The sequence below is a fragment of the Poriferisphaera corsica genome, from assembly GCF_007747445.1.
Lineage (GTDB): Bacteria > Planctomycetota > Phycisphaerae > Phycisphaerales > Phycisphaeraceae > Poriferisphaera > Poriferisphaera corsica.
Genome location: NZ_CP036425.1, coordinates 441,305 through 465,483, shown reverse-complemented (window position 1 = coordinate 465,483; position 24,179 = coordinate 441,305). Strand labels below are relative to the sequence as shown.

General features: G+C 46.8%; 17 protein-coding genes. 4 read left to right on the top strand and 13 right to left on the bottom strand.

Going from position 1 to position 24,179, the window contains the following annotated elements; genetic code table 11:
• Positions 1 to 459: 459 nt before the first annotated feature.
• From KS4_RS01840 to KS4_RS01805, 8 genes are all read right to left on the bottom strand, one after another.
• Positions 460 to 1,833, bottom strand: a complete 1,374-nt coding sequence (locus KS4_RS01840) for a sugar porter family MFS transporter (protein WP_234698840.1) — start codon at positions 1,831 to 1,833, stop codon at positions 460 to 462.
• Positions 1,833 to 3,413 carry an aldehyde dehydrogenase family protein gene (locus tag KS4_RS01835; protein WP_145073782.1) on the bottom strand — a complete coding sequence of 527 codons (1,581 nt, stop codon included), beginning with the start codon at positions 3,411 to 3,413 and terminating at the stop codon, positions 1,833 to 1,835. The genes KS4_RS01840 and KS4_RS01835 overlap by 1 nt, the downstream gene beginning before the upstream one ends.
• Positions 3,400 to 4,806, bottom strand: coding sequence for a proline dehydrogenase family protein (locus tag KS4_RS01830; protein ID WP_145073779.1), 1,407 nt, complete (start codon positions 4,804 to 4,806; stop codon positions 3,400 to 3,402). Before KS4_RS01830 ends, KS4_RS01835 begins: the two co-directional genes overlap by 14 nt.
• A gap of 218 nt (positions 4,807 to 5,024) precedes the next feature.
• Positions 5,025 to 5,576, bottom strand: a complete 552-nt coding sequence (locus KS4_RS01825) for an SLOG cluster 4 domain-containing protein (protein WP_145073776.1) — start codon at positions 5,574 to 5,576, stop codon at positions 5,025 to 5,027.
• 250 nt (positions 5,577 to 5,826) lie between these two features.
• Entirely contained in the window at positions 5,827 to 6,621 is a 795-nt protein-coding gene (locus tag KS4_RS01820; protein ID WP_145073773.1) for a methyl-accepting chemotaxis protein, read from the bottom strand.
• Positions 6,622 to 6,636: 15 nt separating this feature from the next.
• A complete protein-coding gene (locus KS4_RS01815) occupies positions 6,637 to 7,242 on the bottom strand; it encodes a Tll0287-like domain-containing protein (RefSeq protein ID WP_200761465.1) in 606 nt (201 codons plus the stop codon).
• Positions 7,242 to 7,472: a hypothetical protein gene (locus KS4_RS01810; RefSeq protein ID WP_145073766.1), complete on the bottom strand. Its 231-nt coding sequence runs from the start codon at positions 7,470 to 7,472 to the stop codon at positions 7,242 to 7,244. Before KS4_RS01810 ends, KS4_RS01815 begins: the two co-directional genes overlap by 1 nt.
• A 733-nt stretch (positions 7,473 to 8,205) precedes the next feature.
• Positions 8,206 to 9,642, bottom strand: a complete 1,437-nt coding sequence (locus KS4_RS01805; RefSeq protein ID WP_145073763.1) for an SLC13 family permease — start codon at positions 9,640 to 9,642, stop codon at positions 8,206 to 8,208.
• Between the two features lie 161 nt (positions 9,643 to 9,803).
• Between KS4_RS01805 and KS4_RS01800 the strand changes: the two genes are divergently transcribed.
• Positions 9,804 to 10,646, top strand: a complete 843-nt coding sequence (locus KS4_RS01800; protein ID WP_145073760.1) for a YwiC-like family protein — start codon at positions 9,804 to 9,806, stop codon at positions 10,644 to 10,646.
• Between the two features lie 16 nt (positions 10,647 to 10,662).
• Here the strand turns inward: KS4_RS01800 and KS4_RS01795 are convergent, their stop codons facing one another.
• Together KS4_RS01795 and KS4_RS01790 are read right to left on the bottom strand one after the other, a co-directional pair.
• Positions 10,663 to 11,043: a NifB/NifX family molybdenum-iron cluster-binding protein gene (locus KS4_RS01795; RefSeq protein ID WP_145073757.1), complete on the bottom strand. Its 381-nt coding sequence runs from the start codon at positions 11,041 to 11,043 to the stop codon at positions 10,663 to 10,665.
• 72 nt (positions 11,044 to 11,115) lie between these two features.
• A complete protein-coding gene (locus KS4_RS01790) occupies positions 11,116 to 11,865 on the bottom strand; it encodes a type 1 glutamine amidotransferase (protein ID WP_145073754.1) in 750 nt (249 codons plus the stop codon).
• A 283-nt stretch (positions 11,866 to 12,148) separates the two neighbouring features.
• Between KS4_RS01790 and KS4_RS01785 the strand changes: the two genes are divergently transcribed.
• Both KS4_RS01785 and KS4_RS01780 read left to right on the top strand, forming a co-directional pair.
• Complete coding sequence (locus KS4_RS01785) at positions 12,149 to 18,088, top strand: autotransporter domain-containing protein (protein ID WP_145073751.1); 5,940 nt, start codon at positions 12,149 to 12,151, stop codon at positions 18,086 to 18,088.
• A 148-nt stretch (positions 18,089 to 18,236) separates the two neighbouring features.
• Positions 18,237 to 18,890: a 7-cyano-7-deazaguanine synthase gene (locus tag KS4_RS01780; RefSeq protein ID WP_200761464.1), complete on the top strand. Its 654-nt coding sequence runs from the start codon at positions 18,237 to 18,239 to the stop codon at positions 18,888 to 18,890.
• A gap of 106 nt (positions 18,891 to 18,996) precedes the next feature.
• On the opposite strand, the gene KS4_RS01775 is transcribed toward KS4_RS01780, so the two are convergent.
• The 3 genes from KS4_RS01775 to KS4_RS01765 all read right to left on the bottom strand — a co-directional run bounded on the left by KS4_RS01775 (position 18,997) and on the right by KS4_RS01765 (position 22,835).
• Positions 18,997 to 20,724 (bottom strand): methyl-accepting chemotaxis protein, encoded by a 1,728-nt coding sequence (locus KS4_RS01775; RefSeq protein ID WP_200761463.1) that lies wholly within the window; start codon positions 20,722 to 20,724, stop codon positions 18,997 to 18,999.
• A gap of 447 nt (positions 20,725 to 21,171) precedes the next feature.
• Positions 21,172 to 22,146 (bottom strand): hypothetical protein, encoded by a 975-nt coding sequence (locus tag KS4_RS01770; RefSeq protein WP_145073742.1) that lies wholly within the window; start codon positions 22,144 to 22,146, stop codon positions 21,172 to 21,174.
• The gene (locus KS4_RS01765; RefSeq protein ID WP_145073739.1) at positions 22,143 to 22,835 is read right to left on the bottom strand and encodes an RNA polymerase sigma factor; all 693 of its coding nucleotides are present in this window, start codon (positions 22,833 to 22,835) and stop codon (positions 22,143 to 22,145) included. The genes KS4_RS01770 and KS4_RS01765 overlap by 4 nt, the downstream gene beginning before the upstream one ends.
• Positions 22,836 to 22,945: 110 nt before the next feature.
• Here KS4_RS01765 and mtnA point away from each other — a divergent pair, with 110 nt between their 5' ends.
• Entirely contained in the window at positions 22,946 to 24,034 is a 1,089-nt protein-coding gene (mtnA, locus tag KS4_RS01760) for an S-methyl-5-thioribose-1-phosphate isomerase (RefSeq protein WP_145073737.1), read from the top strand.
• Positions 24,035 to 24,179 lie beyond the last annotated feature (145 nt).

The following is a 24,179-nucleotide window of genomic DNA, read 5'->3' as shown; positions in this document are numbered from 1 at the left end:
TTCGGTGTCGCTACTGGTACTTGCGTGCCGTTGAATGCCCGTACCCTTTACAGCGTAACGAGTCACGTAATCACCACCGGGGCCGAGCATAATCAGGGGGTTAGCCATTTCTATTTCGCTTCCATCGTGCTAAGTATCCACGTTACCCCAACATATTGTGGGGTTGATTGCATTCGTCGGTAATATTTTCGACGATGGGAACGGCTCGACTTGAAACTTTTTGTCGGGTTATGTTTGGTATACGTTACCCGACCAACCACCAAACGTCAAGAACTTTATCCAAAGTTCTTGCAAGACAGTAGTTAAGCGATATTTGGCCTATAAGCACTGCTCTGTAGTAATTTATTATCGGACGACCCCAGATACTAAGCCAAGAATGACCGAATTTGCAGGATGACATAGTGGTGTCATTTCGAGTGATCGACTGCACTGCTGAAAGCGATAAGATGGGCTGGGCGATTACTTAATATGCAGTTTCTTTTGAATTTGCTCCAATGGAATCCCCTTTGTTTCGGGCATGATAAAGATGACCCAAAGGAGTTGGAGAAACATCATGACCGCAAAAAATGCGAAAGCGCTACCGCCGGACTGGGCTGCGATTACGGGGAAGATCCACGAGATGAGTGCGGCCATAAACCAATGTGTGAATGAGCCGAGCGCTTGGCCACGGGCTCTGATGCGGTTTGGAAAGATTTCGCTGATAAAGACCCATATGACGGCACCTTGACCAAATGCATGAGCGGCAATAAACAAAAAGATAGAGACAAGAACTATGAGTCCACCAGTTCTGGTAAACATCTGATTGTAGTAGTAGAAGGATGCTGCGATTGCGGACAGGCTAATGAGATATCCGACGGATCCGATGAGCATAAGCGAGCGGCGGCCAATGAGGTCGATGACAAGCATCGCGAGCATTGTGAAAATAAGATTCACGACCCCAACAGCAACAGATTGAAGAAGCGCGGTATCTTGACCGGCGCCTGCCATTTCGAAAATAGAAGGCGCGTAGTAGAGTATGGCATTAATACCTGAAAGCTGATTAAATGAGGCGATCGCGATCGCAAGAAAGATAGGTATCGCGTACTCACGTTCAAAAAATGGCTCTTTAGCAGAATGGTGCTTCACATCCAATGATGCTTTGACTGCATTCATTTCATGTTGAATCTCATGTTCATCTTTACACAATTTCGATAGAACGACATAGGCTTCATCCACACGCTGCTTAGCGATAAGCCATCGAGGCGATCGTGGTACCTTGAAAAGAAGTAAAAAAAAGAGAAATGATGGGATCGCTTCAACAGCAAACATCCATCTCCAATTGGTCACACTCATGTCAAAAATGGCGATACCATAATTCGAAAGAAATGCGAGAAGGATGCCAAGGACGATATTGAATTGTGTTAGCGCAACCAGTCTGCCGCGCATTTTTGCTGGAGCAATTTCTGCAATATACATCGGCGAAACAACAGAGGCGCCCCCGACAGCCAATCCACCCAAGAAACGAAAGAAAAGAAATGAATACCATCCCCATGCGAGTGCAGAGCCAAGGGCGGAAATAAGATAGCAGATAGCCAATACAAACAGAACAAAACGGCGTCCATATATATCGGAAGGTTTACCAAATACTATGGCCCCGACAATTGTACCCACAAGCGCAATAGCGACGGTAAAACCTAATGATGCATTAGACAACATAAACACTGATTTTAGATCAGCCAGTGTTCCTGAAATAACTGCTGTATCAAAGCCAAAAAGCAAACCACCGAGTGCAGCTACGAATGAGCAACCGATGACATAAGATGTTTGTTTACCGGGTACACTCATATTATTCATCACATATCGAATGTTTCTGGCACAAATCCACGCCTCATCGTATTTTCTGAACAGACCCGAGGGACTGTGAACTGGCGTAGATAATGAACACCACCTGCCTTTTCGCCAATACCGGATAAACCGAAACCGCCGAAAGGCTGTCGCGCTACTAATGCTCCTGTAATATTACGATTCAAGTAAAGATTACCCACATTAAATTCTCGTTTTGCTTTCGTGAGGTGCGATGGTTTTCGTGTATAAACACCGCCAGTAAGCTTATAATCGGTTGCATTGGCGATATGGATCGCTTCATCAAATGTTTTTGCTTTAATCACAGCCAGAACCGGGGCAAAAATTTCGTCGTTGGCGAGACTGTGATGTTGTTGAATGCCGGTAAAAATATGGGGGCCGACAAAAGGCCTATTCGCATGCGGCTCTGCAGACAATGGCGAGGACATCGCCAAAGCGCAGTGGCCTTCGGCATGACCTATATTGATATAGCATTGAGCTTTATGTTCTGCTTCTTGATCAATCAAGGGGCCGATATCTGTCCCGGGATTAATTGGATCGCCGACCTCAAGCGTTTTCGTAGCAGCAACCAAGCGATCAACAAACGAATCATGAATACTTTCTAGAACGATGCATCGTGAGCAGGCTGAGCATTTTTGACCCGCAAATCCGAAAGCAGAATCACGCACTCCAACAATTGCTTGATCAAGATCAGCTGAATCATCCACAATGATTGCGTTTTTTCCGCCCATCTCACAGATCACGCGTTTAATAAAATGCTGATCGGGCTTGGTATCATAGGCTGTTTTTATGATATTGAGTCCGACTTGCCTAGAACCAGTAAATGCGATCGTGCTGATACGAGAATCTGAAACAAGCTGAGCACCAATTGTTTCACCTAAGCCAGGAGCAAGATGTAATATATCCTTGGGGATACCTGATTGATGTAGTTTCTCAACAAGCATTTTCGCGATATAAGGCGTCTGCTCAGCAGGTTTAAGTATCACGGCATTACCTGTAGCCAAAGCAGCAACAGTCATACCCAATGGTATTGCTAACGGAAAGTTCCATGGCGCAATAACTGCAACAATACCACGCGGCTCAATCCAATGTTCATTGAACTCGCCCGGGTAATCATTGAGTATTTCGGGTATCGAAAGTTCGATAGCACAACGAGCATAGTATCGTAGAAAATCTATTGCCTCACATACTTCTGCATCTGCTTCGCGCCATGTTTTTCCCGCTTCACGGATAATCACACCTGCGATAGCATCCCTATGAGTAGTGATGTTATCTGCTGCACGTAGTAGCGCCGCGGATCTTTGATAAACCGCCGTTGCCTGCCAATGCTGCTGTGCCTTTTTGGCTCTTGTGATATAAGAATCGAGATCTTGCGTATCAATATGCTTTGTATTCTGTATTTTGATGCTGGTTATTGATTTTTTGAATTGTTGTCGCTGCTTCTCATCAGAAAAATCGCGTATAGATTCATTTATAAATTCAAAGTGCGTATTTGATCTTGTCGAGCCTACGGCTTCAGCTTCATGAGATTTGTCTTCGACCAAGGGTTGCTTTTCATTATTTCGTATCATGATTTGCCTCGTCTAACAGGCTGTGTTGATGAGGAGAGGCTAACAGTTCTTGATCGGATCGGGATTGTGATTCTCCTGCATGTAGCCATGATTCGTTCGATGTATTCTCTAATAATCTACGGACAAGATACGCCATTCCCGGAAGCAATTCACCAACAGGGATGTACTCACGCAAACGTAGGCCCTTGTTAACAACGGCGGTCTTTAATGTTCCGGCCATTCCGTACAGCATTTGTAGCTCAATTGCATTCTTTGGGAGGCCAAGCTCCTTCATATAAGCTAGAGCGTGCGAAATTGAACGCACATTGTGTGAGCCCAACGCAAGGAATGCGCCCCCTTGCCCTACGGCCTTTGGTGTCTGATTTAATATTTTTTCTGCCATGCGCTCAAAACTCGCATCAACCTCTACTTTCTTAGTATATACGGGAATTGGCCAACCTCGCTGTTTCGCATTGATTACTTCATAATCCCAATATGCCCCTTTAACCAAACGTATTGTGAATTGGCGATTATATTTTGCTGCGGTGTTAATCAGTGATTGAATATCATGTTCTACGGAATGAAGATATGCTTGTATCGCGATTCCAGCATGAAATTGATATTTTGTGACACATCGTTCAAATAACTTGATTGTTAAATTTTTTAATGCATAAGATTCGATATCAAAATTGATAAACACATTATTCTGTTCTGCTGAGATGAGAATAGGTTTGATCGCTTGTTCTAATGAATTCAATGTATAATCAAAATTGATTGAGTCCACTTTGGCAATTAATGAGCTTATTTTCAGTGACAAATTAACCCGAGGTTCATGGTGATTATAGCCAACCTCCAGTTGCGTCATTGCCTGCCATGAACATGTTTCTTGGCTTAACAATTGTATCAATTCAAGATACTTATTCTGATATTCACTTGCTTCATCGTCGCTTAAGCATTCTTCACCGAGTAGATCTATACTGAAGGCAATACCATTTTGCCATTGTCCATGTAATATGGAAAGTAAATCATTTGGTTTTGAAGCCGCGATAAAACGTTTCGCAATACTTTCAACTTGCAACTTAACAGTCATTGCAAAAGCAGATCGTGCAAAACGCCCTGCCTTTAATGCTGTTGATATACCAGCAGGTAAATTAACGTCCGGCTGAAATAAGTAATCTTTAAGATAATCATGAACTAGTTTGGAATTTTTTAGAGCTGGCAAAGTATCGACAAATCGAAATAGTTGTGTTTTAAATCCATTATCATTCATAGACCAACTCATTAACTTATCAGTTAACGGTTCTTTTTGGTTTGATGATAGAGAATGCATATCTTCTAAAAGATCGGCCCCAATCTCTTGTATACGATTTTCAAAATTATTGACTGGCAACGAAACTTGTGTTTGACGTAGCACCGAATGCTCTGACGTACTCTTCTTTTTAACATTCTGATCTGATGAATTATCAAACAATTTTCTAACCTTCAAATCAAATAACAAACATCAACAGACAAGCTTAACGTTGTTAATATTATGCCGATCGGATATTGAAGAATATCGCCTGAGACATACCTTGGGGATCATACATGCATTCCCTCCTGTATACGGAGATCCCTCACTGCTTATTGCATCTATTAGATGCCTAAGTACTGTGGCAGTTTTTGGTTTATAAGGTTAACGGCCTCGATAGGATTTGAAGCCATAAAAACGCAATCATCTTTTATATGGGGAAAACGGATTCGATTGTCAATTTTCTTTCCTGCAAGTTCTTTAGACCAACCATTACATGTAAGCCCAACGACAAGTCGGTCAAAAATCCACGCAAAGCACATTTCTGAAAGTGTACCTGCAGCGCCACCGACCGCAATGATAGCATCGGACTGAGCCACAATAGCATTACGTACATGCCCTAGTGATGTTGGTATTGGCCGATCTACCCATTGATTGGCTAACGCAGTGTGATTGCCTGGCAAATAGCCAATAGTATCGCCAAACTCATAATATTTCGAGGCATGCGCCCCTTTGTCAGCAGCTTCCATCACACCACCGAGGCCACCTGTGACAATGTAGTAACGATTATCGGCCAGCAACATCCCGGTCTCATAGGCAAGACGGTAGCAAATACTGTCGACTAAACAATCGCTATCTCCTATCACTGAAACTGAATATCGTTTATTTTCATTCATCTACGTAACCCATTATTTGTATGCAATAGAATAGATATCTTGCTAAATTACGAGTATGCATAAAAAAACTTCATTTTATGAGGTTTTTTAAGTGCTTAGGTGATATTCATCTATGCAGCATTAGATGTCGATTCCTCAATAGTAAAACGGCTCACAAGACACTGAAGATATTCAGCCTTCCCGGAGAGCTGCGCTACGGCATGAGCAGCCTGCCCCGTTCCTTCGGTCATTGCCGCGACACAACAGAAATTTACTCGATAGAACGTGTCACTTCCTCACTTGCGGCTGATTGCTCCTCTGCGGCAGCGGCAATTGATTGAATCATAGCTGACACTTCGTTTGCGCCTGACACAATCTTATTGAGAGCTTCAGCTGCTTCTACGGCTTGATTTGAACCTTCCTCAACACGAGTCGTCCCATCATTCATTTGCTGTACCCCATTCTTTGTTTCTATTTGAATTTGTTCAATAAATTTCGCGATTTCGTCTGTCGCGCTAGTTGTACTATCTGCGAGCTTGCGTACTTCATCAGCAACAACCGCGAAGCATCGTCCATGCTCATCTGCTCTAGCGGCCTCAATTGCTGCATTCAATGCTAATAAATTAGTCTGATCTGCAATATCATTGATCACATTTATAATCTCACCAATCTGTTCACTTCGTTTACCAAGCTGCTCGACAAATGTTGCTGAGGTAATTACTGCGTCGCGTATACTTTGAATTGATTCGACAGTATGCTCAACGACAATGCCGCCTTCGGTGGCTACATGTCCCGATTCATTAGCAGTATCTGCTGCATCAACTGATTTTTTCGCGACTTCGGTCACAGACGCAGATATTTCTTCTACCGCTGAACTTATCTGTGCAATTTGCGATGCTTGTTCATCCATACTACTAGCGACTTGTTCATTGGACACCGCGATTTCAGTTGATGCAGAAGCTACTTCGTGAGTTGTACCGCTAACCTCAAAAATAATTTCACGAAATTTCACGACTAGTTCGTTGAAGTAGGTACCAATGCGTGCAATTTCAGTGTTACCATTCACTTCAATATGCTTTGTTTAATCGCCTGTAAAAACGGCTTGCATTGTATCTATCAAATCATCAATAGGTTTTTTAACCATTTTTCGCATGATCACGGTAAATATAATCACGACAAAAATCACTATTGGGATGGTAACACATATACCCCACCAACGTGCTGAAGCTACCTCAGCATCAACTTTGTCTAATGACATGACAACATGATATGCCCCGTGCATATCCCCGATCTGCCAATTTTCCATAGCAAAACCGATCATATCCTTACCGTCACTGGTTGGAGATGTATCCAGATCGCCATGACATAACATGCAATCCTGGGTTAGTTGGATCGCACGCATGAAGTGGAGTTCGTTCTTTGTCTCGTCGATTTTATGTGCTTTTTCACTCTCTGATGCTTTGTAATCTCGTATGAGTTGACGCAAAAGCTCATCTTCAAATGAACCGACTATCACTGAGTTATCAGAGTTTCGTGCGTTATCTGATACGATTTTAAATGATATTTCTTCATCTCGACTAGCGGCATTATTGGCGGATGTCCAACCAGCTACAACGGGTATAGTATTAAAGAATTTAGCTTCGCTATATGGCCGTCCTTCACGTTTCACCTTCTCAAGGTCAGCCATCAAAATTTCCATATCGTATGCCCCGCGTCAATCAGGCGACTTACATGATTTTTCGATTCATCAGCTAGCGCGGTAAAAGCTGAAGCTTTTTCTATCAAGGCCGACTCGGATCGATTCTTAAAACTGCGATTAAATACAACAAAATTAACAACAACGACCATCACAATTAAAACGACTGTCAATGTGATAAGCCTTGAACCAATACCCATTGCAGGAATTCGCTTTAACATTCGATACCTCCTCCTATAATTCTGTTAAACCGTTCCAAATAATCTCTGTCTTGAGTGCAGAAGTCATTTGCCAAACATTAGATATTTCAAAACCAATATCGATATGAAGACTAGATAGTGATAAAATAGTCATCTATTATAATCGACATTACTGGACACAGATTTAATCTGTTTGATTAGTCTTAACACCAATACAGGAATTGTTTAGATATGAAATACTCGCTGTGTTTAATAATGTAAGCGTATTGTCACGACCGGCCAGAGATGTATTATTGGCCCATTGACAATCTAATTTCAGATGTGGAATATACAGAAATACAAATAAGTGAGTAATTTATATTCATTTGGTCAAAACATGATTTATACGTTACTACAACCTAATCATAACGATAGTGGTATATTAGTCGCGATATACATTGCGATCATGATCGTGATGGTCTTAGCTGGATTCTGGATATTGAATCTGATCATCAAACAGCAAAGGTTCCCCTTACCGATATCTTTTCCACTTCTTCTATCGCTGTATTTGCAAAGAGTGCCTATAGATCTGTTAGGCGATGCTGTAAGGATCATGCAAAGAAAAAACAAGCATGTTGATCTATATCGCTTAATACGAGTTTATTTGACAAACTGGGATTCAATTAGCACAGCAGAGGATCTTGTCCAGTTAATGTCTTCAGATTCCTCTAAAACAGAGTAATGTTTTATTTCCCCTCAGACGGTTATTGGTCTATCAACTCATGAAAAACCAACTAAACACTGAAATCACGACAATAGCAATCACATTGAGCACCACACCATATCGCGCCATATCATAGATTCTTAATTTCCCTGCACCAAAAACAACTGCATTAGGTGGCGTTGCAACAGGTAGCATAAATGCGCAACTCGCTGCCATTGCAGTTGGAACCATCAATATTATGGGATCAATTTCCATTGCTGTTGCCGCGGCCAACACGATAGGAAGAAATACATTCGCGGTCGCGGTATTTGATGTCACCTCTGTCATCAAAGTAACAACCAAGCAAAGGATAAAGATCACAAACAGAACTGGCATACCTTCCAATACAGTCAATTGTTCCGCGACAATTTCAGTTAGGCCAGAAGCAATAAACGCTTTTGCTATTGCCAACCCTCCTCCAAAAAGAAGTAAGATTCCCCATGGAATTGACGAAGCTCTTTGCCAATTCAACAACCGGTTACCTTGCTTATCACCAGAAGGAATCAGAAACATTGCTACAACTGCAACCAATGCGATCGTTGAATCTCCTGCGGTAGTGATTCCTGTCCACTTTGCCCATCCCACGATTGGTAGGGCACGAGTTATCCAAAGAAATGCTGTAATTGCAAGTACAATCATGACTCGCACTTGAGCTTTCGTCCATTTCTTTTCGACAGGTATATTGAGAGGTTTATTGAGTTTCACACCTCTAGATAAATATAGCCACGCAATGATCAACATAAATATAGATATGGGCAAACCAAATAATATCCATTCATGAAACGCGATTTCTCTTGTTGTAGCTTCTTGATAGATACTCAGCAAAGCAACATTTGGCGGCGTACCAATAATGGTTGCCATCCCACCAATACTGGCTGCATATGCAATGCCTAGTAATAAAGGTATACCTAATTTCCCGCTCTCATCATCTTCTAAAACAGCAACAGCAACAGGTAGCATCATGACAGCTGTCGCAGTATTTGATATCCACATGGAGCAAAATGCTGTTGCAGCCATGAAGCCAAAGATAATACGTGGGGCCGTTGTCCCTCCGACAACCATTAAAACCGTATGTGCAATTTTTCGGTGTGTTTGCGTACCTTCTGCCGCTTTAGAAAGCATAAAACCAGCCATAAAAAGCAGTATAAATGTATGCCCATATGCGGTCGCAACTTGGCCGTGAGATAAAACACCGACAATTGGGAATATGGCAAACGGAACGAGCGATGTGACGGGTATCGGTATTGCCTCACTTACCCACCACAACGCGCAAAGTACGGTTACACCAACCGTCCAGCTCGCACCAGAATTCATTCCACAGAAGTGGCATAAAAGAACAGAAAAAATCGCCATCATCAAACCGGTTACTTGCCATACCGTTTTGTTATGAAATATTTTTTCAGGTTTTTTACTCGATCGTTGCGTACCCACTGATGTTGGAGTCAACATGAGGACTATCCGATGATTAGCGACATAAAATGATTCAAATGAATAATCAGAAACTACATATCGTAATATATTATCGAGTATATATACAGCACAAACTTCCTTGTGCTAGAATGCTGATGTAGTAAATTCAAACACCGCAATGAAACCTGAATAGTCTTTTTATGAACACAGAAAGCCGCATCAAACGCATATTTCCATCTAGACTGCGATCTGTTCTATTGCCTGCGGAACATGGAGCGTGGGCAGCACTGATAGAAACAATTTTGTTAGGTTTTCTAGTTTCAATCAGTTGGCAATCACTTGTTGTTGCGTTCAATGCGTTACTACTGGGATTATGCTTACAACCCACAAAGATCATATTGCGCGGAGCCACGAATAAATATCAGATTGGGCGCTATATTACAGCAAAAAACGCATTGAAAATCATTGCCCCACTCGGGATAGCATTACTCTCATTTAACGTCATTTGGCCTCAAATATCTCCAGGTTTCGCATTAATATTACTCATGGGTGTCCCATTGGTACTTGTACATTGGCTTTATGAAATCTCAAATAAACCACGGCATCTTATTGCTATTTTAGCAGGAATGTTATCGATAGCATTCATTGCACCCGCAATGTATTCAGCAAAAACGGCTCAACCATCTTTCTCCCTCATGATTCTTCTAGTGTTATGCGCGAGACAAATTTCATCAATTGGTTACGCAAGATATCTCGTCCGGAAATCAAAAAATTTACCCACCAGCTATAAAGAACTTTTACTACTGAATGTAATCAGCTACATTGCAATATTACTTATCGCTATTCTTCCACTAACTGATGCTAGACAAATTTTCATCAAAGTATCAATCATATTCATCGCATTATGCTTAAGAACAGTCATTGGCGTCTACATTGTGCACAGACGCGGCAGTATTAAAGCAAAAACCATTGGCATGACAGAACTTGCCATCGGCATTACATACGTTCTATTCGCCGCATTGATTATTCACAATCAAATTTAAGAACCGATTGCTAAATTTAATCATCCTGACCGCAACGTTCGGTTTTACAGTGTTCATGCCCCCAGCACGTCACCAGCTTCACACCCTCTGGATTTGACAAAAAGTTTTCCATCACCGTGTCGGCATCATCTTCATTAATACCGCCCACTACCTTGACCCCCCATCGCTCAAGACCTCGCTTGGCTGGCATTCCTATCCCACCAGCCAACACCAGATCCGCTTTGATTTCATCAGCCACCCATTTCGCCACGCCATGGCAAGCAACTTCACCTTTAGCCACTTCATTGCGATTGACAATCTCACCTTTTATTTCATCAATCTCGTAAACCACAAAAACGTCAGATTTACCGAAATGTCGCGAAAATCGTCCCCGCATCATTGGCACAACAACACGCATGATTAGAACTCCTCATATTGGTCACAATATTGTCATCACAAACCACAATCGACGCAATGAGTAACCGAGCGATTAAAAATTCGCGGGGGACCATGCAGCACGATTGCTACGTGTCGTCGCATTAAACACGAGCAATACGAGGCGATCACACAGCCGATCCGAAAAATGCCTGTGCAGATCATATGAAACTTCAATACCACTGCGAATCGTCCCAACGTCAATCTGCGAATCCTGTATCCAGGCACTAAACCGCTCCACAATATTCAGCATGGTTTGCTTGTCCCATTCAAAATGATATTGCACACCCCAAGTACGCATACCGACACAGAAAAGCTGATTCTTACAGGATTTAGAGCTCGCTAAAAGCGTGGCTCCCTTAGGCAGCTGAGTTACCTCATACCCATGCATATGAAACTGACTTGTCCGCCACGGCATCCCATACAACATGGCATCCATTCGACCGATGTGATTCAGCTCCACATCCCCCATCCCAATCTCAACCTCTGACATCTGGCCCACTTCCCCGCCAAGAGCCTTCGCAATCAGCTGAGCCCCCAAACAAACACCTAGAACCGGCAACTCCTGCTGATGCATCCACTTAATTAGTGCCATTTCACATTCTAGATATGGATGCTCTTCTATTTCATCGATATTCATGGGCCCGCCGAGTACAACAAGCCCGTCAATATCACCATAGTCTGAAGGCAAATCCTCGCCAGCACATAACTTAACCACGTTGATTTCGTGTGAGTTTTGTGCCAAAACTTCGCCAAGCCGGCCCGGTACCTCATCCTCATGATGCTGCAATATCAATACAGCCATGATGCAATCCTTTCATTAAGCCCAATTTTGGTATGTTTTTGCAACTTTTCAAGCATGATGAAAAGGACAATCCCTCTCCTGATCATAGCATTTCGCAATAGCCCGATAATATCTTATATATTAAAAATGGTAACAAGCTTTCCACATTCTTGTTTCCTATAAAAAATTCGCATCGCAGTTTTATATTAATGATTATCATCAAGCCGATAACTACTTGGTCTAAGTACGTACACTTATTGTTTGCCCTTTTATTCCTATTCTTATTCCCTAAGGGAGAGTCGAAATGACATTCAAAAACAAAGCTGGTCGCAGGATTACGATCACGACCAGCGCACTGCTCACAGCATGGATGTGTATGAGCAGCTCCAGCATTTGTGCCGCAAAAAATATTACCTGGGACGGTGGCGGCTCGGGTGATGGTTGGTCTACAAAAGAAAATTGGGATCATGCAGATGGCGTCTCCAATGACGACACTGTTACATTTGATACCGCTAGTGCCGCAACGAGTGTTGTTGACATCACAGAAACAATCACCTCACTGAATTACAGCAATGGTGGCGCAAATTCAATTGCGATTAATATCTCTGGTAGTAACGCCCTCACCCTACGCAACATCACCAATAACTCTTCAGTAGAACAAACCATAACTGCGTCAAGCCAAAGTGGGACATTGATAGCAAATAATAGTTTTGGTCTTACTATCGATGCTGCCAACGGTTTGAAGTACACCACTGGTACATTGAACCTCGTCAACAAAACACTCACACTTGCAAATGGCACCACGTTCACACTTGATGATGTCACAATCCAAAACCTCCAAGATCTCAGCATCGGTGACGGCGCCAAGCTCGTCCTTAAGGACACAGCTGGCAGTGCTGGCAACATCACGTTCAACGGCGCAAGCGGCGACCTTGAAGTTGAAGGCGACACCCTCGCCATTGGCAGCACTCGCTCAGTAACGCTCGCAACCACGACCAACATCAAGTCAAGCAATGAAGGTGAAATCAACATTGCTGGCAAGATCACCGGTACTGGTGATCTCAACATCGACTCCGATGACGGCAACGGTTCGATCACAATCAGTAACACCGGCAACGATTTTGAAGGTGATGTCACCCTCAAAAATGGACGCCTCATTCTGACTGCTGACGATGTTCTCGGCGACAAGGATAACGACACCGGTAATAAGCTCGTCATCGAAGGCGGCGAAATCGCAGTCAAAAACACTTCAACCGATGGCATCACCATCAACAACGCAGTTGAACTAAACGGCGATTTCAAAGCTGTCAGCACATACGATTCAACTGCAACCAATGACAATCAGAAAGGCCCTCAAAAGCTAATCATCGCTGGCAAGGTCACACTCGGTGCGGATTCAGCCATCGACGTTGAACTTGAAAAAGTCGACGGCAGCGAAGATGCCCCAGCAGGCACACAAGCTGAATTCGTCATCACCGGCGTCATTGGCGAAACCGGCGGAGCACGTAAAATCACCAAAAACGGTGATGGCAAGCTCGTCCTTGAAGGCGATAACACCTTTACAGGTGGCGTTGACCTCGCCGCGGGCACGCTCGCTCTGAGCCATGACAACGCTCTCGGTTCTGGTAATCTCACCATTACCGGCACATCCGCCAACGTCGTTCTCAAAGACGGTGTCACCATCGGCAACACGCTTGACATCTCTGCAGATGACACGCTCAACGTCGAAGCTGACAGCGCTGCTGGTGAAGCAACCCTTACATCAAACATTGCAATCGATGATGACACGACCATCGACGTGAACACCGGCACAATCAATATGACCGGTAACATCACAGACACAGGCACAAACAAGCTGACCAAAGATGGCGACGGCACACTCGTCTTGGCTGGTGATGTACAGCATACCGGCGGCACGACCATCGCTAACGGCAAACTCGTCATCCAAGATGATAATGTTGCAGCAACAGGCAAAGACCTCGGTGTCACCGAAGTTGCTGCCGGTGCGACACTCGACGCACAAGAAGATCTCTCCGTATCAAACCTGACTGGCGAAGGTAACATCACCCTCACCAAGTTCGATAAAGATGACGATAACACAACCGATGACGAAGCCGCCAACATCACGATCACCACAAACTCTGATTCTGAGTTTGCTGGCAATATCTCCGGTGAAGGCCAAGTCACCCTTGACGGCACCAGCAAAATCACCCTCTCAGGTGCTAGCACCTACTCGGGTGGTACAGTTATTGAAGCAAACGCTAATGTAGTTGCCAAGAACAACAAAGCATTCGGGTCAGGCGACGTCGCTTTCAAAATAGATTCTGCCACGCTCAATGTTGCTGACGGTATCACCATTGGTAATACCCTCGACCTTATCGGCAACAACAACATCAAGCTCGATTCTGATGGCATGGGTACGCTCTCCAGCGATATCACACTCGATGACGATAAAATCTTCGATATCATCAGCAACAGCATCGAACTCTCCGGTGTCATCTCTGGCACACGGAAGATCGAAAAGAATGGCGCAGGTGACTTGATCCTTTCTGGCGTTAACACGTTCGCGAATGGTGTTGACCTAAACGCTGGCAAGCTCACCATCGGCAACGATGACGCACTTGGCGCAGGCACTCTCAAAGTGGCTGACGGCACCACTCTTGCTTCTAAAGGCAATAATGCCATCGCAAACGACGTCAATTTTGATGACGGTGCTGGCGCTTCCGCAACATCCGTAACTTTCGATGGCGACGGTAAGCTGACACTCGGCAAAGCAAACGATGACGACACTGCACAGCTTGGTACAGTAACCTTTGATGATGATGGTACAACCATCAACAACAACTCTACTGATGGCGAACTTATCCTCAATGGTACAACTGCAGGCGGAGCACTAACACTCGATGGCAGCGGTACAACTCGCTTCACCGATAAGCTCACAGCAGGCCACGCCAGCACAACAGCCAACAACGGCTACATCATCGATGACACCGTTGGTGGACTCACTGGCTTTACCAACGCAGGCGCTAAGGTTCTTAAAACAACCGCAACGGTGACTGATCCTTCTGTAACGATCAACCTCAGCGAAAACGACGGCCTCGCAACCTCCTTGCAGTCCGGCGTAAACAACACAATCGCTAACAATGTTGTTATCGACGATCAAACCGTACTCGGTGGTGACGGCCTCATCCTCACTGGTGCTGTCGAACTCCAAGACGGTATTGATGATGATGACAAGGTTGCACTCGAAATCGCTAACGGCGGCAACGTGACCCTCACCGGTGACATCACACTCACCGGCGCAGACACAATCGAAAAGCTTGCCGCTGGCACACTCAACCTCAACAACGCTGACAACCAAATCACAGCCAACCTCGAAGCCAAAGACGGCACTACCAACATCGGCGGCGCAGGTCTCACCGGTAATGTCACCGTCGACGGCGCTAACGCAATCGTCAAGAACACATCAACCATCACCGGCAACGTCAACGTCAACAACGGTGCATTCACCGCTGCTGCAAACGTAACCGAAAACGTAACAGTTGAAGCCAACGGCACACTCAATATCGCAACCACCGATATCCTCGCCACAGACAAGACACTCACACTGAAGGACGGCGCAACCATCGCAGCTGATGGCACAAGCCGCACCGTGAACGCCAATGTTGCATATGACAACAACGGCACCGTCAACGTCACCGGCCCCAACAGCCTCACACTCGCAAACAACGTCGATCTCGACGGTAACGCGACAACTCAAACCTTCAATATCTCCAAGGACGCTTCACTTGTCCTCTCTGGCAAGTACACCGATGCAACTGGAGACAACGACAAGTTCACACTCAACAAGACAGGCCAAGGTGCTATCATCGTTGGCAATCAGGATTCCGCTCCTGATGCAAACGACGCGACCGCATTCTTCGGCGACATCAACACGAACGCTGGCACAACTTCAATCATCGGCGCAGGTGTAGACGGCGACGTCACTGTGTCCACCGACACCGCTATCGAAGCGAACACCATCCTCAAAGCAGCGGGTAAAATTACCGGCACAACGACGATTGAATCCTCGCAAATGTCAACTTCCTCAGATCCTCAAAAAATATACTCAGTACTTGAGGTTGCATCTGATGACGCGTTTGACACCACTTCTGTGCTAGCCCTCGAAAATGAAGCGACAATCGCTGCTACAGGTGCCGACCGTGAAGTTGCTGCAAATCTTAACCTCACAACAGGCAATACCGTCAGAGTCATCGGCACTCATAAACTCTCACTCTCAGACAACATCGATGTCAACGGTGCGACTCTCGCTCAGACATTCGAAGTTTCCGAGAACGCGACCCTCGCTCTGACCGGTGACATCACCGACTCGAACGATGCAAGCGACGAGTTCTTCAACCTCACAAAGACCGGCAAAGGTGCTGTCGAAATCGGCAACCAAGCAAGTCTTGACCTCTTCAACGACGACACCGATGACAACGAAAAAGTCTTTGCAGGCAACCTGACCGTCACCGACGGCACAATCACCCTCATGGGCTCAAAGATCACCGGCGACGTCGAAGTCAATTACGATGAATCAGCTAGTACACAAGGCATCTTTGCAGGTACCGGCATCATCGCTGGCAACCTCAACATCAACGACGGTGCTATCCATAACCCTGGTCAGTCACCCGGCAAACTCAATGTCGAAGGCACCTACACCGTAGGTGAAGACGCAACCGTCAACTTTGAAATCGATACCGTTGCTGACGCTCATGATCAGATCAACGTCACGGGCAATGTCACCATCGACGACAAGGCTGTCGCAAACGTCAACTTCTCCGGCGACAAGCTCGAAGATGGCAAGACCTACGACCTAATCGTCACCGAAGGCAGCTTCACGGGTAACCAAAGCTTCCGTAACACTGACGATACCCTCAACATCAACGACAACCGTCTCTTCTTCGATACCACCGCTGAACTCGACAGCACCGGCAAGAAGTGGCAAGCCAAGGTCACAGAAAACGGCATCAAGTACGATGACGTCTCTGACGGCAAAACCAATACTCAGATCGCAAAAACCATGCGAGCATGGAAGCAAGAGATTGTCGAAACACCAGCTGCCGGCTCCATTGATGAAGATCGCAAGAACGTCCTTGACGCCCTCAACTCTGCATCAAACCGCACTGAGTTCAACGGCATGGTGTCACAACTCAACGCACCGCAACACGTTGCTGCAGCTCCTGAAGTCTTCAACAACGTCTCCGCTGGTAACAACCAAGTCACCGGTCGTCTCGCAGGTCTTCGCGGCGGTACTGAAATGTTCGGCCAAGTCGGCGCTTCTGATCGCAGCATGACCAACTACGCCAGCGACCCAACCGTTCTCGCGCTTGCTCTTGATACACCTCAGGAAATGCTCGACTGGTTCAACTCCAAAGATTACTCCGCATGGGGCAAGATCTTCGGTCAGTATTCCGATCAGGATACAACCAAAGATCGCCTCGGCTACACCGCTCTCTCTGCTGGCGTTGTCGGCGGCGTAGACTGTAAAGTCAACGACCAGTTCATCCTCGGTGTCCTTGGCTCATTCACTCAGACTGAAATCGACTTCGATGACTCTGACAGCGAAAATTCAGTGAACACAATCCGCTCCGGCGTTTATGCCTCTTACTACGTCAACGACGCAATGTACGTCGACGGCGTAGCAACACTCGGCTACAACTGGACCGAATCAGAACGTCAAATCAAAGTCGGTTCTATCGACCGTACCGCTGACGCTGACTATGAATCAGTCGACCTCTCTCTCTATGGCGGCACAGGCTTCGACTGGGTCATGGGTTCATTCACTGTCACACCAAATGCTTGGGCTCAGTACACATTCTTCTCACAGGACGAATTCTCCGAAACAGGTGCGGGCTCGCTCAACACCACCGTCGAAGAATACGACACCTACTCATTCCGCACACAGCTCGGCGTCAAGATCACGCGTATGTCCGAGATCAACGGCCGCCCATTCATGCCTGAATTCTCAATCGGTTGGATCCACGAATTCGCCGAACTCGATGAAATGGAAGCTCGCTTCACTGGCGAAACCAACCCATTCTCATACGACCCAGGTACCGCTAATGAAGACGCGCTCTTCATCGGCGGCGGCGTCACCACACTCCTCTCTGACCGCTCTTCACTCTTCGTCAAATATGACGGCGAGTTCGCAAAAGACGGCATGACTCAAGCACTCTCCGCTGGTCTTAAGTTCAAGTTCTAATTCATAGAACAACTCAAAAACCAAAAGCTGGCTTCTTCGGAAGCCAGCTTTTTTCATGCCCTACTCCACTTGTCACATCTGTCTACAGCCAAGCCTAACCCCTCACTTCACTCAAGCACGAGAACACCATATTCCGATAAACAATCCTATGAACGCAAATAACCAACACATCGCTATCCTCAACTCCGGCGGGCTACGGTCACTCATCGCCACCGCCGTTTCACTCAATGACAAACCACGTACCCGCGCCTCACTCATCTACATCAACGATGGCCGCGACAATGTTGTTAACCGCGCAAGCTATCTTCGCCTACAAGCCGACTACTTCAACATCCCGCGCATCATTGAGCTTGATTTACCACACATATTCGCTCACGGCTACGGCAAAAACCCAGACGGTACTCCCATGGGTAATATCGTTGCCCCTCAATTCCTCCTCGCTGCGCTCGCACAAGCTCGACTCATGCAAGCCGAGCACCTCATTTGGCCCATCTCTTTCAATCTCGACCACCAAAAAATCGCATTTGCAACTGAGCAAATACAACTCGTTGAGCATCTCGCTTCACTTGAATCCCCAACCAATCCAACCATCCGCACACCTCTTCTCGAACTCGCTGACAAGCAAATAATTGAACTCGGCAACCAACTCGAAACGCCCTTCTTCAACGCCTGGTCATGCCTCACACTCAACCCAAAACCCTGCCGCGCTTGCCCTGCATGCCTCCGCCGCAAACAAGCCTTCCGCGATGCCGCCACAACAGACCCCTCATTCAATCCCGACACCGCCTCGGTCGTCAAATAATCCATCCCACCAACACAACATAAAAGAGACGAACCCTTCAACAGAGTCCGTCTCATCTAACCTAACCGTTAGCAGTTGTGACCTAATCTAATAAGAGCCACTTACTCTAGGCTACTCTTGTTTCATCCAATCGGAACCGACTCACAAGACTCTGCAAATGCTCTGCCTTCTCAGACAATACCGTTGCCGCCTGTGAAGCTTGTTGCGCGCCTTCCGATGATTGATCAACCATCGTGCTGATTTGCGTCACATTCACCGTAGCCTGCTCGCAAGCACTTGCTTGTTCCTGTGCCGATGCAGCTAAACGTCCCATCATGCCCACCACTTCATCAGCCTTACTGACAATCATCTTCAACTGATCTCCAGCAGCCTCAGCCTTCTGCACCCCATGACCAACCTGTTCCGTCCCTTCATTCATACGCTCAACAGCTAACCGCGTTTCTTCTTGAATCGAAGCAATCGAACCACCAATCTCTTGTGTCGCATTCGTCGTACGATCTGCCAGTTTACGAACCTCGTCCGCTACAACCGCAAACCCTCGCCCATGCTCCCCTGCCCTCGCCGCCTCAATCGCAGCATTCAAAGCGAGCAAATTCGTCTGATCTGCAATATCATTAATCACATTAATAACCTCACCAATCTCTTCGCCCCTTTTGCCGAGCTCGCCGATCGTCTTCGCAGTTTCCATCACCGAACCCTGAATTGCTCGCATCTCAGAAATCGTCTGATTCACCGTATCACCGCCAGCACCCGCAACCTCGCCGGCATCGTTCGCCGTGCTCGACGCTTCCCCCATCTGGCACGAAGATTCTTCAGCACTCGCTGCCATCTCTGCTACAGCACTACTCACCTCACCCACTTGGCTGCGTTGCTCACGCATCCCAACAGCCATCTCCTCACTTGATGCTGCAATCTGTGTCGCCGCACCCGCCACTTCACTCGTCGATCGCTTCACATCCAAAATAATGTCATGTGTCTTCTGAATAAACTCATTCATCCAACCCGCCAAATCACCTAACTCATCATTCGCACTATCATCCAACCGTTTTGTCAGATCGCCCTCACCTTCTGCAATATCCCTACAGCGACCAATCATCCCAGCAATTGGCCCAAGAATCGTTTTCTTCACAATCCAAAACGCCAACGGCACAACAATCACTAACACATATACCAACACAATGATGCCCGCGAAAATTAAATTTGCGTTCTGCTCATCGCTCATTGATGCATCAATACGACCTGTTTCTCTCGCAACATCATCCGTATACACACCCGCGCCAATGACCAGATCCGTCCCCTCGATTAATATCGCATAACTCAACTTTGGATAAACACCATTCTCTCCCGCCTTAGGCCACAGATACTCAACATAGCCCCCACCTTTTGTGCCACGATCCGTCAAATCGCGAATAAAATAGATCCCATTTGAATCTTTTGTATCCCACATATTCTCCCCCTCCATCTCCGGCTTAATGGGCAACGCAACATTGTACCCCTTAATATCATTGACAAAAAAGTAACCGGTCTTCTGCTTCTCTGATTCTGTGTTATGAAACATATTATCGCGCAACACGCGAGATACATATGCCCGTTTTTCAGCATCCCCCTCAATCTTCTTCAATACAATCGCCAACAGATTCGCCTGCGTATCTACCGAAGCCTTCAGCCTCATCCGATGCCCCTGCATCATCTGCTTGCTAACTTCCCCCATTGCAAACTGCTTCATCTTCGTTTCACTTCTTAACGCCACAACACTAATCACAGCCCCCAGTCCCGCAACCACCAATATCAATAAACCAATCCGTTTTGCGATACTAAACCTAAAATTTTTCATCGTACACTCCTGCCTGAAATCTAGTTTCATAAAATAGCGCTTCACGAATAACAGATACGTATCACTCGTATCGCGCCATTTCACCACGAATAAATAATGTATAACGAATCCCACTCACCAAGTTCGAGATGCATACAGCAAACCACTTGACGAATGACACCACAGGCAGGTCTTAATTCTTCGTTAAATTTTTATAGAATGCGATCCAGATATCACAATCGGAGCTAATTTAGAATCACTTTACACAGAATATAACAACTGTTTAAAAATAAGGGTTATCTGCATAAAATTGTCATAAACTGCAAGAATATACGTAGAAAAACCATCTCATTCTAAGATTAATCTAATACATTAATAGATATACAATTTCCGCTTATCGCAAGGTATATGAGTATTATCAATAAATGGATATCGCAATACCACTTTACCAATTAACTCACCAAATCTCTATTCCATACCCCAGCGATACACCTCATGCGACTCTTTACTCCACATCTCTTTTGCAAACCGCTCAACATCAAAAAATTTCGCAGGCATCCGCGTCGTGTAATCAAAATTAATCAGCACAAAAGCCTGATCATCCGGATATGACATCTTAATCATCATCGGCAACTTCGAATCTTCTACTACCCATACACGCGCCTTCGCCGAACCCTCACCCACCGAATAATCAAACACCGCAACACCTGCCCGCTCAACCACATCCGATGCTCGAACTGCTTTCGCGCTTACCATCTCATTACCAAACAAAATCGCCAAACTCGCATCAAGTAGCCGCCCTTTTTCTGCATACTTCAACAATCGATCCGACAACAAACCAAACCGCGTTTCCTCCGCGCTCTCAAATTTTCCTTCCGTAATATTGTATATCTTCGTCCCACTCTCACCCGCAAACTGTACAAACCCCATCCCCTGCACCCGCCAACGATTCGGCCACTGAAAATACACATCCCCTCTCACCATCTCCGGCCCAACCATCGCCATCGGCTCATCCGCAAAATACGTCATGTGAAAACTTTCAACCTCTTGCACCGCATCCACCACATCCGCCCACACAACACCTTTCCCAAGACCCATCCAACCTTGCGACAACCCCATCACCAGCCACACCAATCCCGACAAAACCACCGCTGCCGCAACCCCGCCTATCGGCATCCATTTCCTCATACCAATCCGCCCAACCACATCTTCCCTCTCACCATCTATCTCGCCATTAGCCTCATCCGCAACAAGTCCCTCTTCTTTCAAACCCCATAAAACCCGCGCCTCAAAATCAGCCGACAACCCTTCATGGCCCTGCATCTCACGAATCCCCTCCACAACCGCGCGCATCTCTTCCCCTGCCGTTGCCTCACCTTCATACAGCTCCGCCATCACATCATCACACAACACATCGTTTTCCTGCTTCATTTCACGTTTCATAACAACACCTCCTTCTCACACGACCCCGCAAGCATTTCCTTCAACTTCGCCAGCCCATACCGCATACGCGACTTCACCGTTGCCTCAGGTAAATCCAACGTCCTCGCAATATCACCAAAACTCATTTCTCCCCACATCCGCATCTCGATCACTTCACGCTGCCCTTCAGGCAACCGCATCATCGCCCTCTTCAGTTGATCGCCTGCCTCCGCCATTTCCATTTCATGCCCCGGCCCATCCTCATTTCCCTCAACCCATCCACCTACGCCACCTCGCCCTCCTTCACCATCATCACTACGCTCAAAAATCCCTTCCAGCGACAACTCGCCACCACCCCTGCGCTGCTTGTACCTTAAGTAATCCATCACCACATGCCGCGCAATCACATACAGCCACGCCCTCACCTTCTCTCTTGGCTTCGCCCCATCCTTCCTCACCGCCCTCACCGCTTTCATAAAGCACTCCTGCGTCAGATCCTCCGCACGATGCCGATCCCTCACCTTCCCCCAAACATATCGAAATACCGCATCACCATGCCCCGCAATCATCGCACTCACCGCTCCCGCATCCCCGTTCTGCAACCTGCGCAGCAACAGCTTTTCCTCTGCCCGCTGCTCATCGACCTGCCTCGCTTCATCCGTCTGCAAACGCATTCCTTGCTCATCCACCCCATGGTTCTTACCTTCCAAGACGCTGCTCAACCCGCCCACGATTCAACCACTCATCAATTTTCTCATATCTCACCCGTATCACCAAATCATTTCTAGCCCATACCTCACCATGCCCTTAAAATCCTTCCATGCAGCAGACTCCCCCCCCATACCATCCCCCCATCGCACCCCCAATCGAATGGATCGGCCCAGCCGAATCCGGACACCTCCGCCTCCTCGACCAGACCCAGCTCCCTATCACCACAACCTATCTCGATTGCACCACAACCCAGCACATTTGGGATGCGATCAAGCGGCTCGTCGTCCGCGGCGCCCCCGCCATCGGCATTACCGCCGCCTACGGCCTCGTCATCGCCTCACAAACACCTCCCCCAAACTCACCCCTCGCGGCCCTCTCACCAGAAGATCGCTTCCAAAAATCTTGCGACTATCTCGCCACCTCAAGGCCCACTGCCGTCAATCTATTCTGGGCTATCGACCGCCTCCGCAAACTCCCCGACCATTCCCCTGCAGCACTCCTCGCCGAAGCCAAAAAAATCCACGAAGAAGACCGCAAAATGTGCCACGCCATCGGCCAGCACGCTCTCGACTATCTCCTACAGCACATCACACCTCACACCAATCGCCCACTCACCTTCCATACCCACTGTAACGCAGGCGCCCTCGCCACTGGCGGCATCGGCACCGCAACCGCACCTATGTACCTCGCCCACGAGCAGAATATCCCCATCCGTATTTTCGCTGACGAGACCCGTCCACTCCTTCAAGGCTCCCGCCTCACCGCCTTCGAACTCCAATCCGCTGGCATCGACGTCACACTCATCTGCGACGACATGGCCGCGCATGTCATGCAACAAAAACTCATTGACCTCGTCATCGTCGGCGCGGACCGCATCGCCGCTAACGGCGACGCCGCCAACAAAATCGGAACCTACAACCTCGCCGTCCTCGCCAAGCACCACAACATCCCCTTCTTCGTCGCCGCTCCCTCCTCCACATTCGACCTCTCCCTCTCCGACGGCTCGCACATCCCCATCGAAGAACGCGCCTCAAACGAAATCACCCAAGGCTTCGGCAACCAAACCGCTCCCAACAACATCAAAACCTATTCCCCCGCATTCGACGTCACCCCCCACGCCCTCATCACCGCTCTCATCACCGAACGCGGCATCATCCCCAAACCCAACACCCAATCCGTCACCGCCCACCTCTCATAACCTCCTTGTAAAACCACGACAGCACAATCACAAGCCCGCCACCGCTAGTGGCGGGGTATCGCGCAACTTCACATCAACTTACTGCAACTCAATTAGCTGAAACCCTACAAGTCCGAATTCTTTACTTTCTCCAAACAACAAAAAC

Excerpts from the sequence above, each read along its gene's own strand:
- mtnA (WP_145073737.1), top strand. The coding sequence starts at position 22,946 with ATGCAGCAGACTCCCCCCCCATACCATCCCCCCATCGCACCCCCAATC.
- KS4_RS01800 (WP_145073760.1), top strand. The coding sequence starts at position 9,804 with ATGAACACAGAAAGCCGCATCAAACGCATATTTCCATCTAGACTGCGA.
- KS4_RS01780 (WP_200761464.1), top strand. The coding sequence starts at position 18,237 with ATGAACGCAAATAACCAACACATCGCTATCCTCAACTCCGGCGGGCTA.
- KS4_RS01840 (WP_234698840.1), bottom strand. The coding sequence starts at position 1,833 with ATGAATAATATGAGTGTACCCGGTAAACAAACATCTTATGTCATCGGT.
- KS4_RS01785 (WP_145073751.1), top strand. The coding sequence starts at position 12,149 with ATGACATTCAAAAACAAAGCTGGTCGCAGGATTACGATCACGACCAGC.
- KS4_RS01770 (WP_145073742.1), bottom strand. The coding sequence starts at position 22,146 with ATGAAACGTGAAATGAAGCAGGAAAACGATGTGTTGTGTGATGATGTG.
- KS4_RS01805 (WP_145073763.1), bottom strand. The coding sequence starts at position 9,642 with ATGTTGACTCCAACATCAGTGGGTACGCAACGATCGAGTAAAAAACCT.
- KS4_RS01775 (WP_200761463.1), bottom strand. The coding sequence starts at position 20,724 with ATGAAAAATTTTAGGTTTAGTATCGCAAAACGGATTGGTTTATTGATA.
- KS4_RS01790 (WP_145073754.1), bottom strand. The coding sequence starts at position 11,865 with ATGGCTGTATTGATATTGCAGCATCATGAGGATGAGGTACCGGGCCGG.
- KS4_RS01825 (WP_145073776.1), bottom strand. The coding sequence starts at position 5,576 with ATGAATGAAAATAAACGATATTCAGTTTCAGTGATAGGAGATAGCGAT.
- KS4_RS01835 (WP_145073782.1), bottom strand. The coding sequence starts at position 3,413 with ATGATACGAAATAATGAAAAGCAACCCTTGGTCGAAGACAAATCTCAT.
- KS4_RS01815 (WP_200761465.1), bottom strand. The coding sequence starts at position 7,242 with ATGGCTGACCTTGAGAAGGTGAAACGTGAAGGACGGCCATATAGCGAA.
- KS4_RS01810 (WP_145073766.1), bottom strand. The coding sequence starts at position 7,472 with ATGTTAAAGCGAATTCCTGCAATGGGTATTGGTTCAAGGCTTATCACA.
- KS4_RS01795 (WP_145073757.1), bottom strand. The coding sequence starts at position 11,043 with ATGCGTGTTGTTGTGCCAATGATGCGGGGACGATTTTCGCGACATTTC.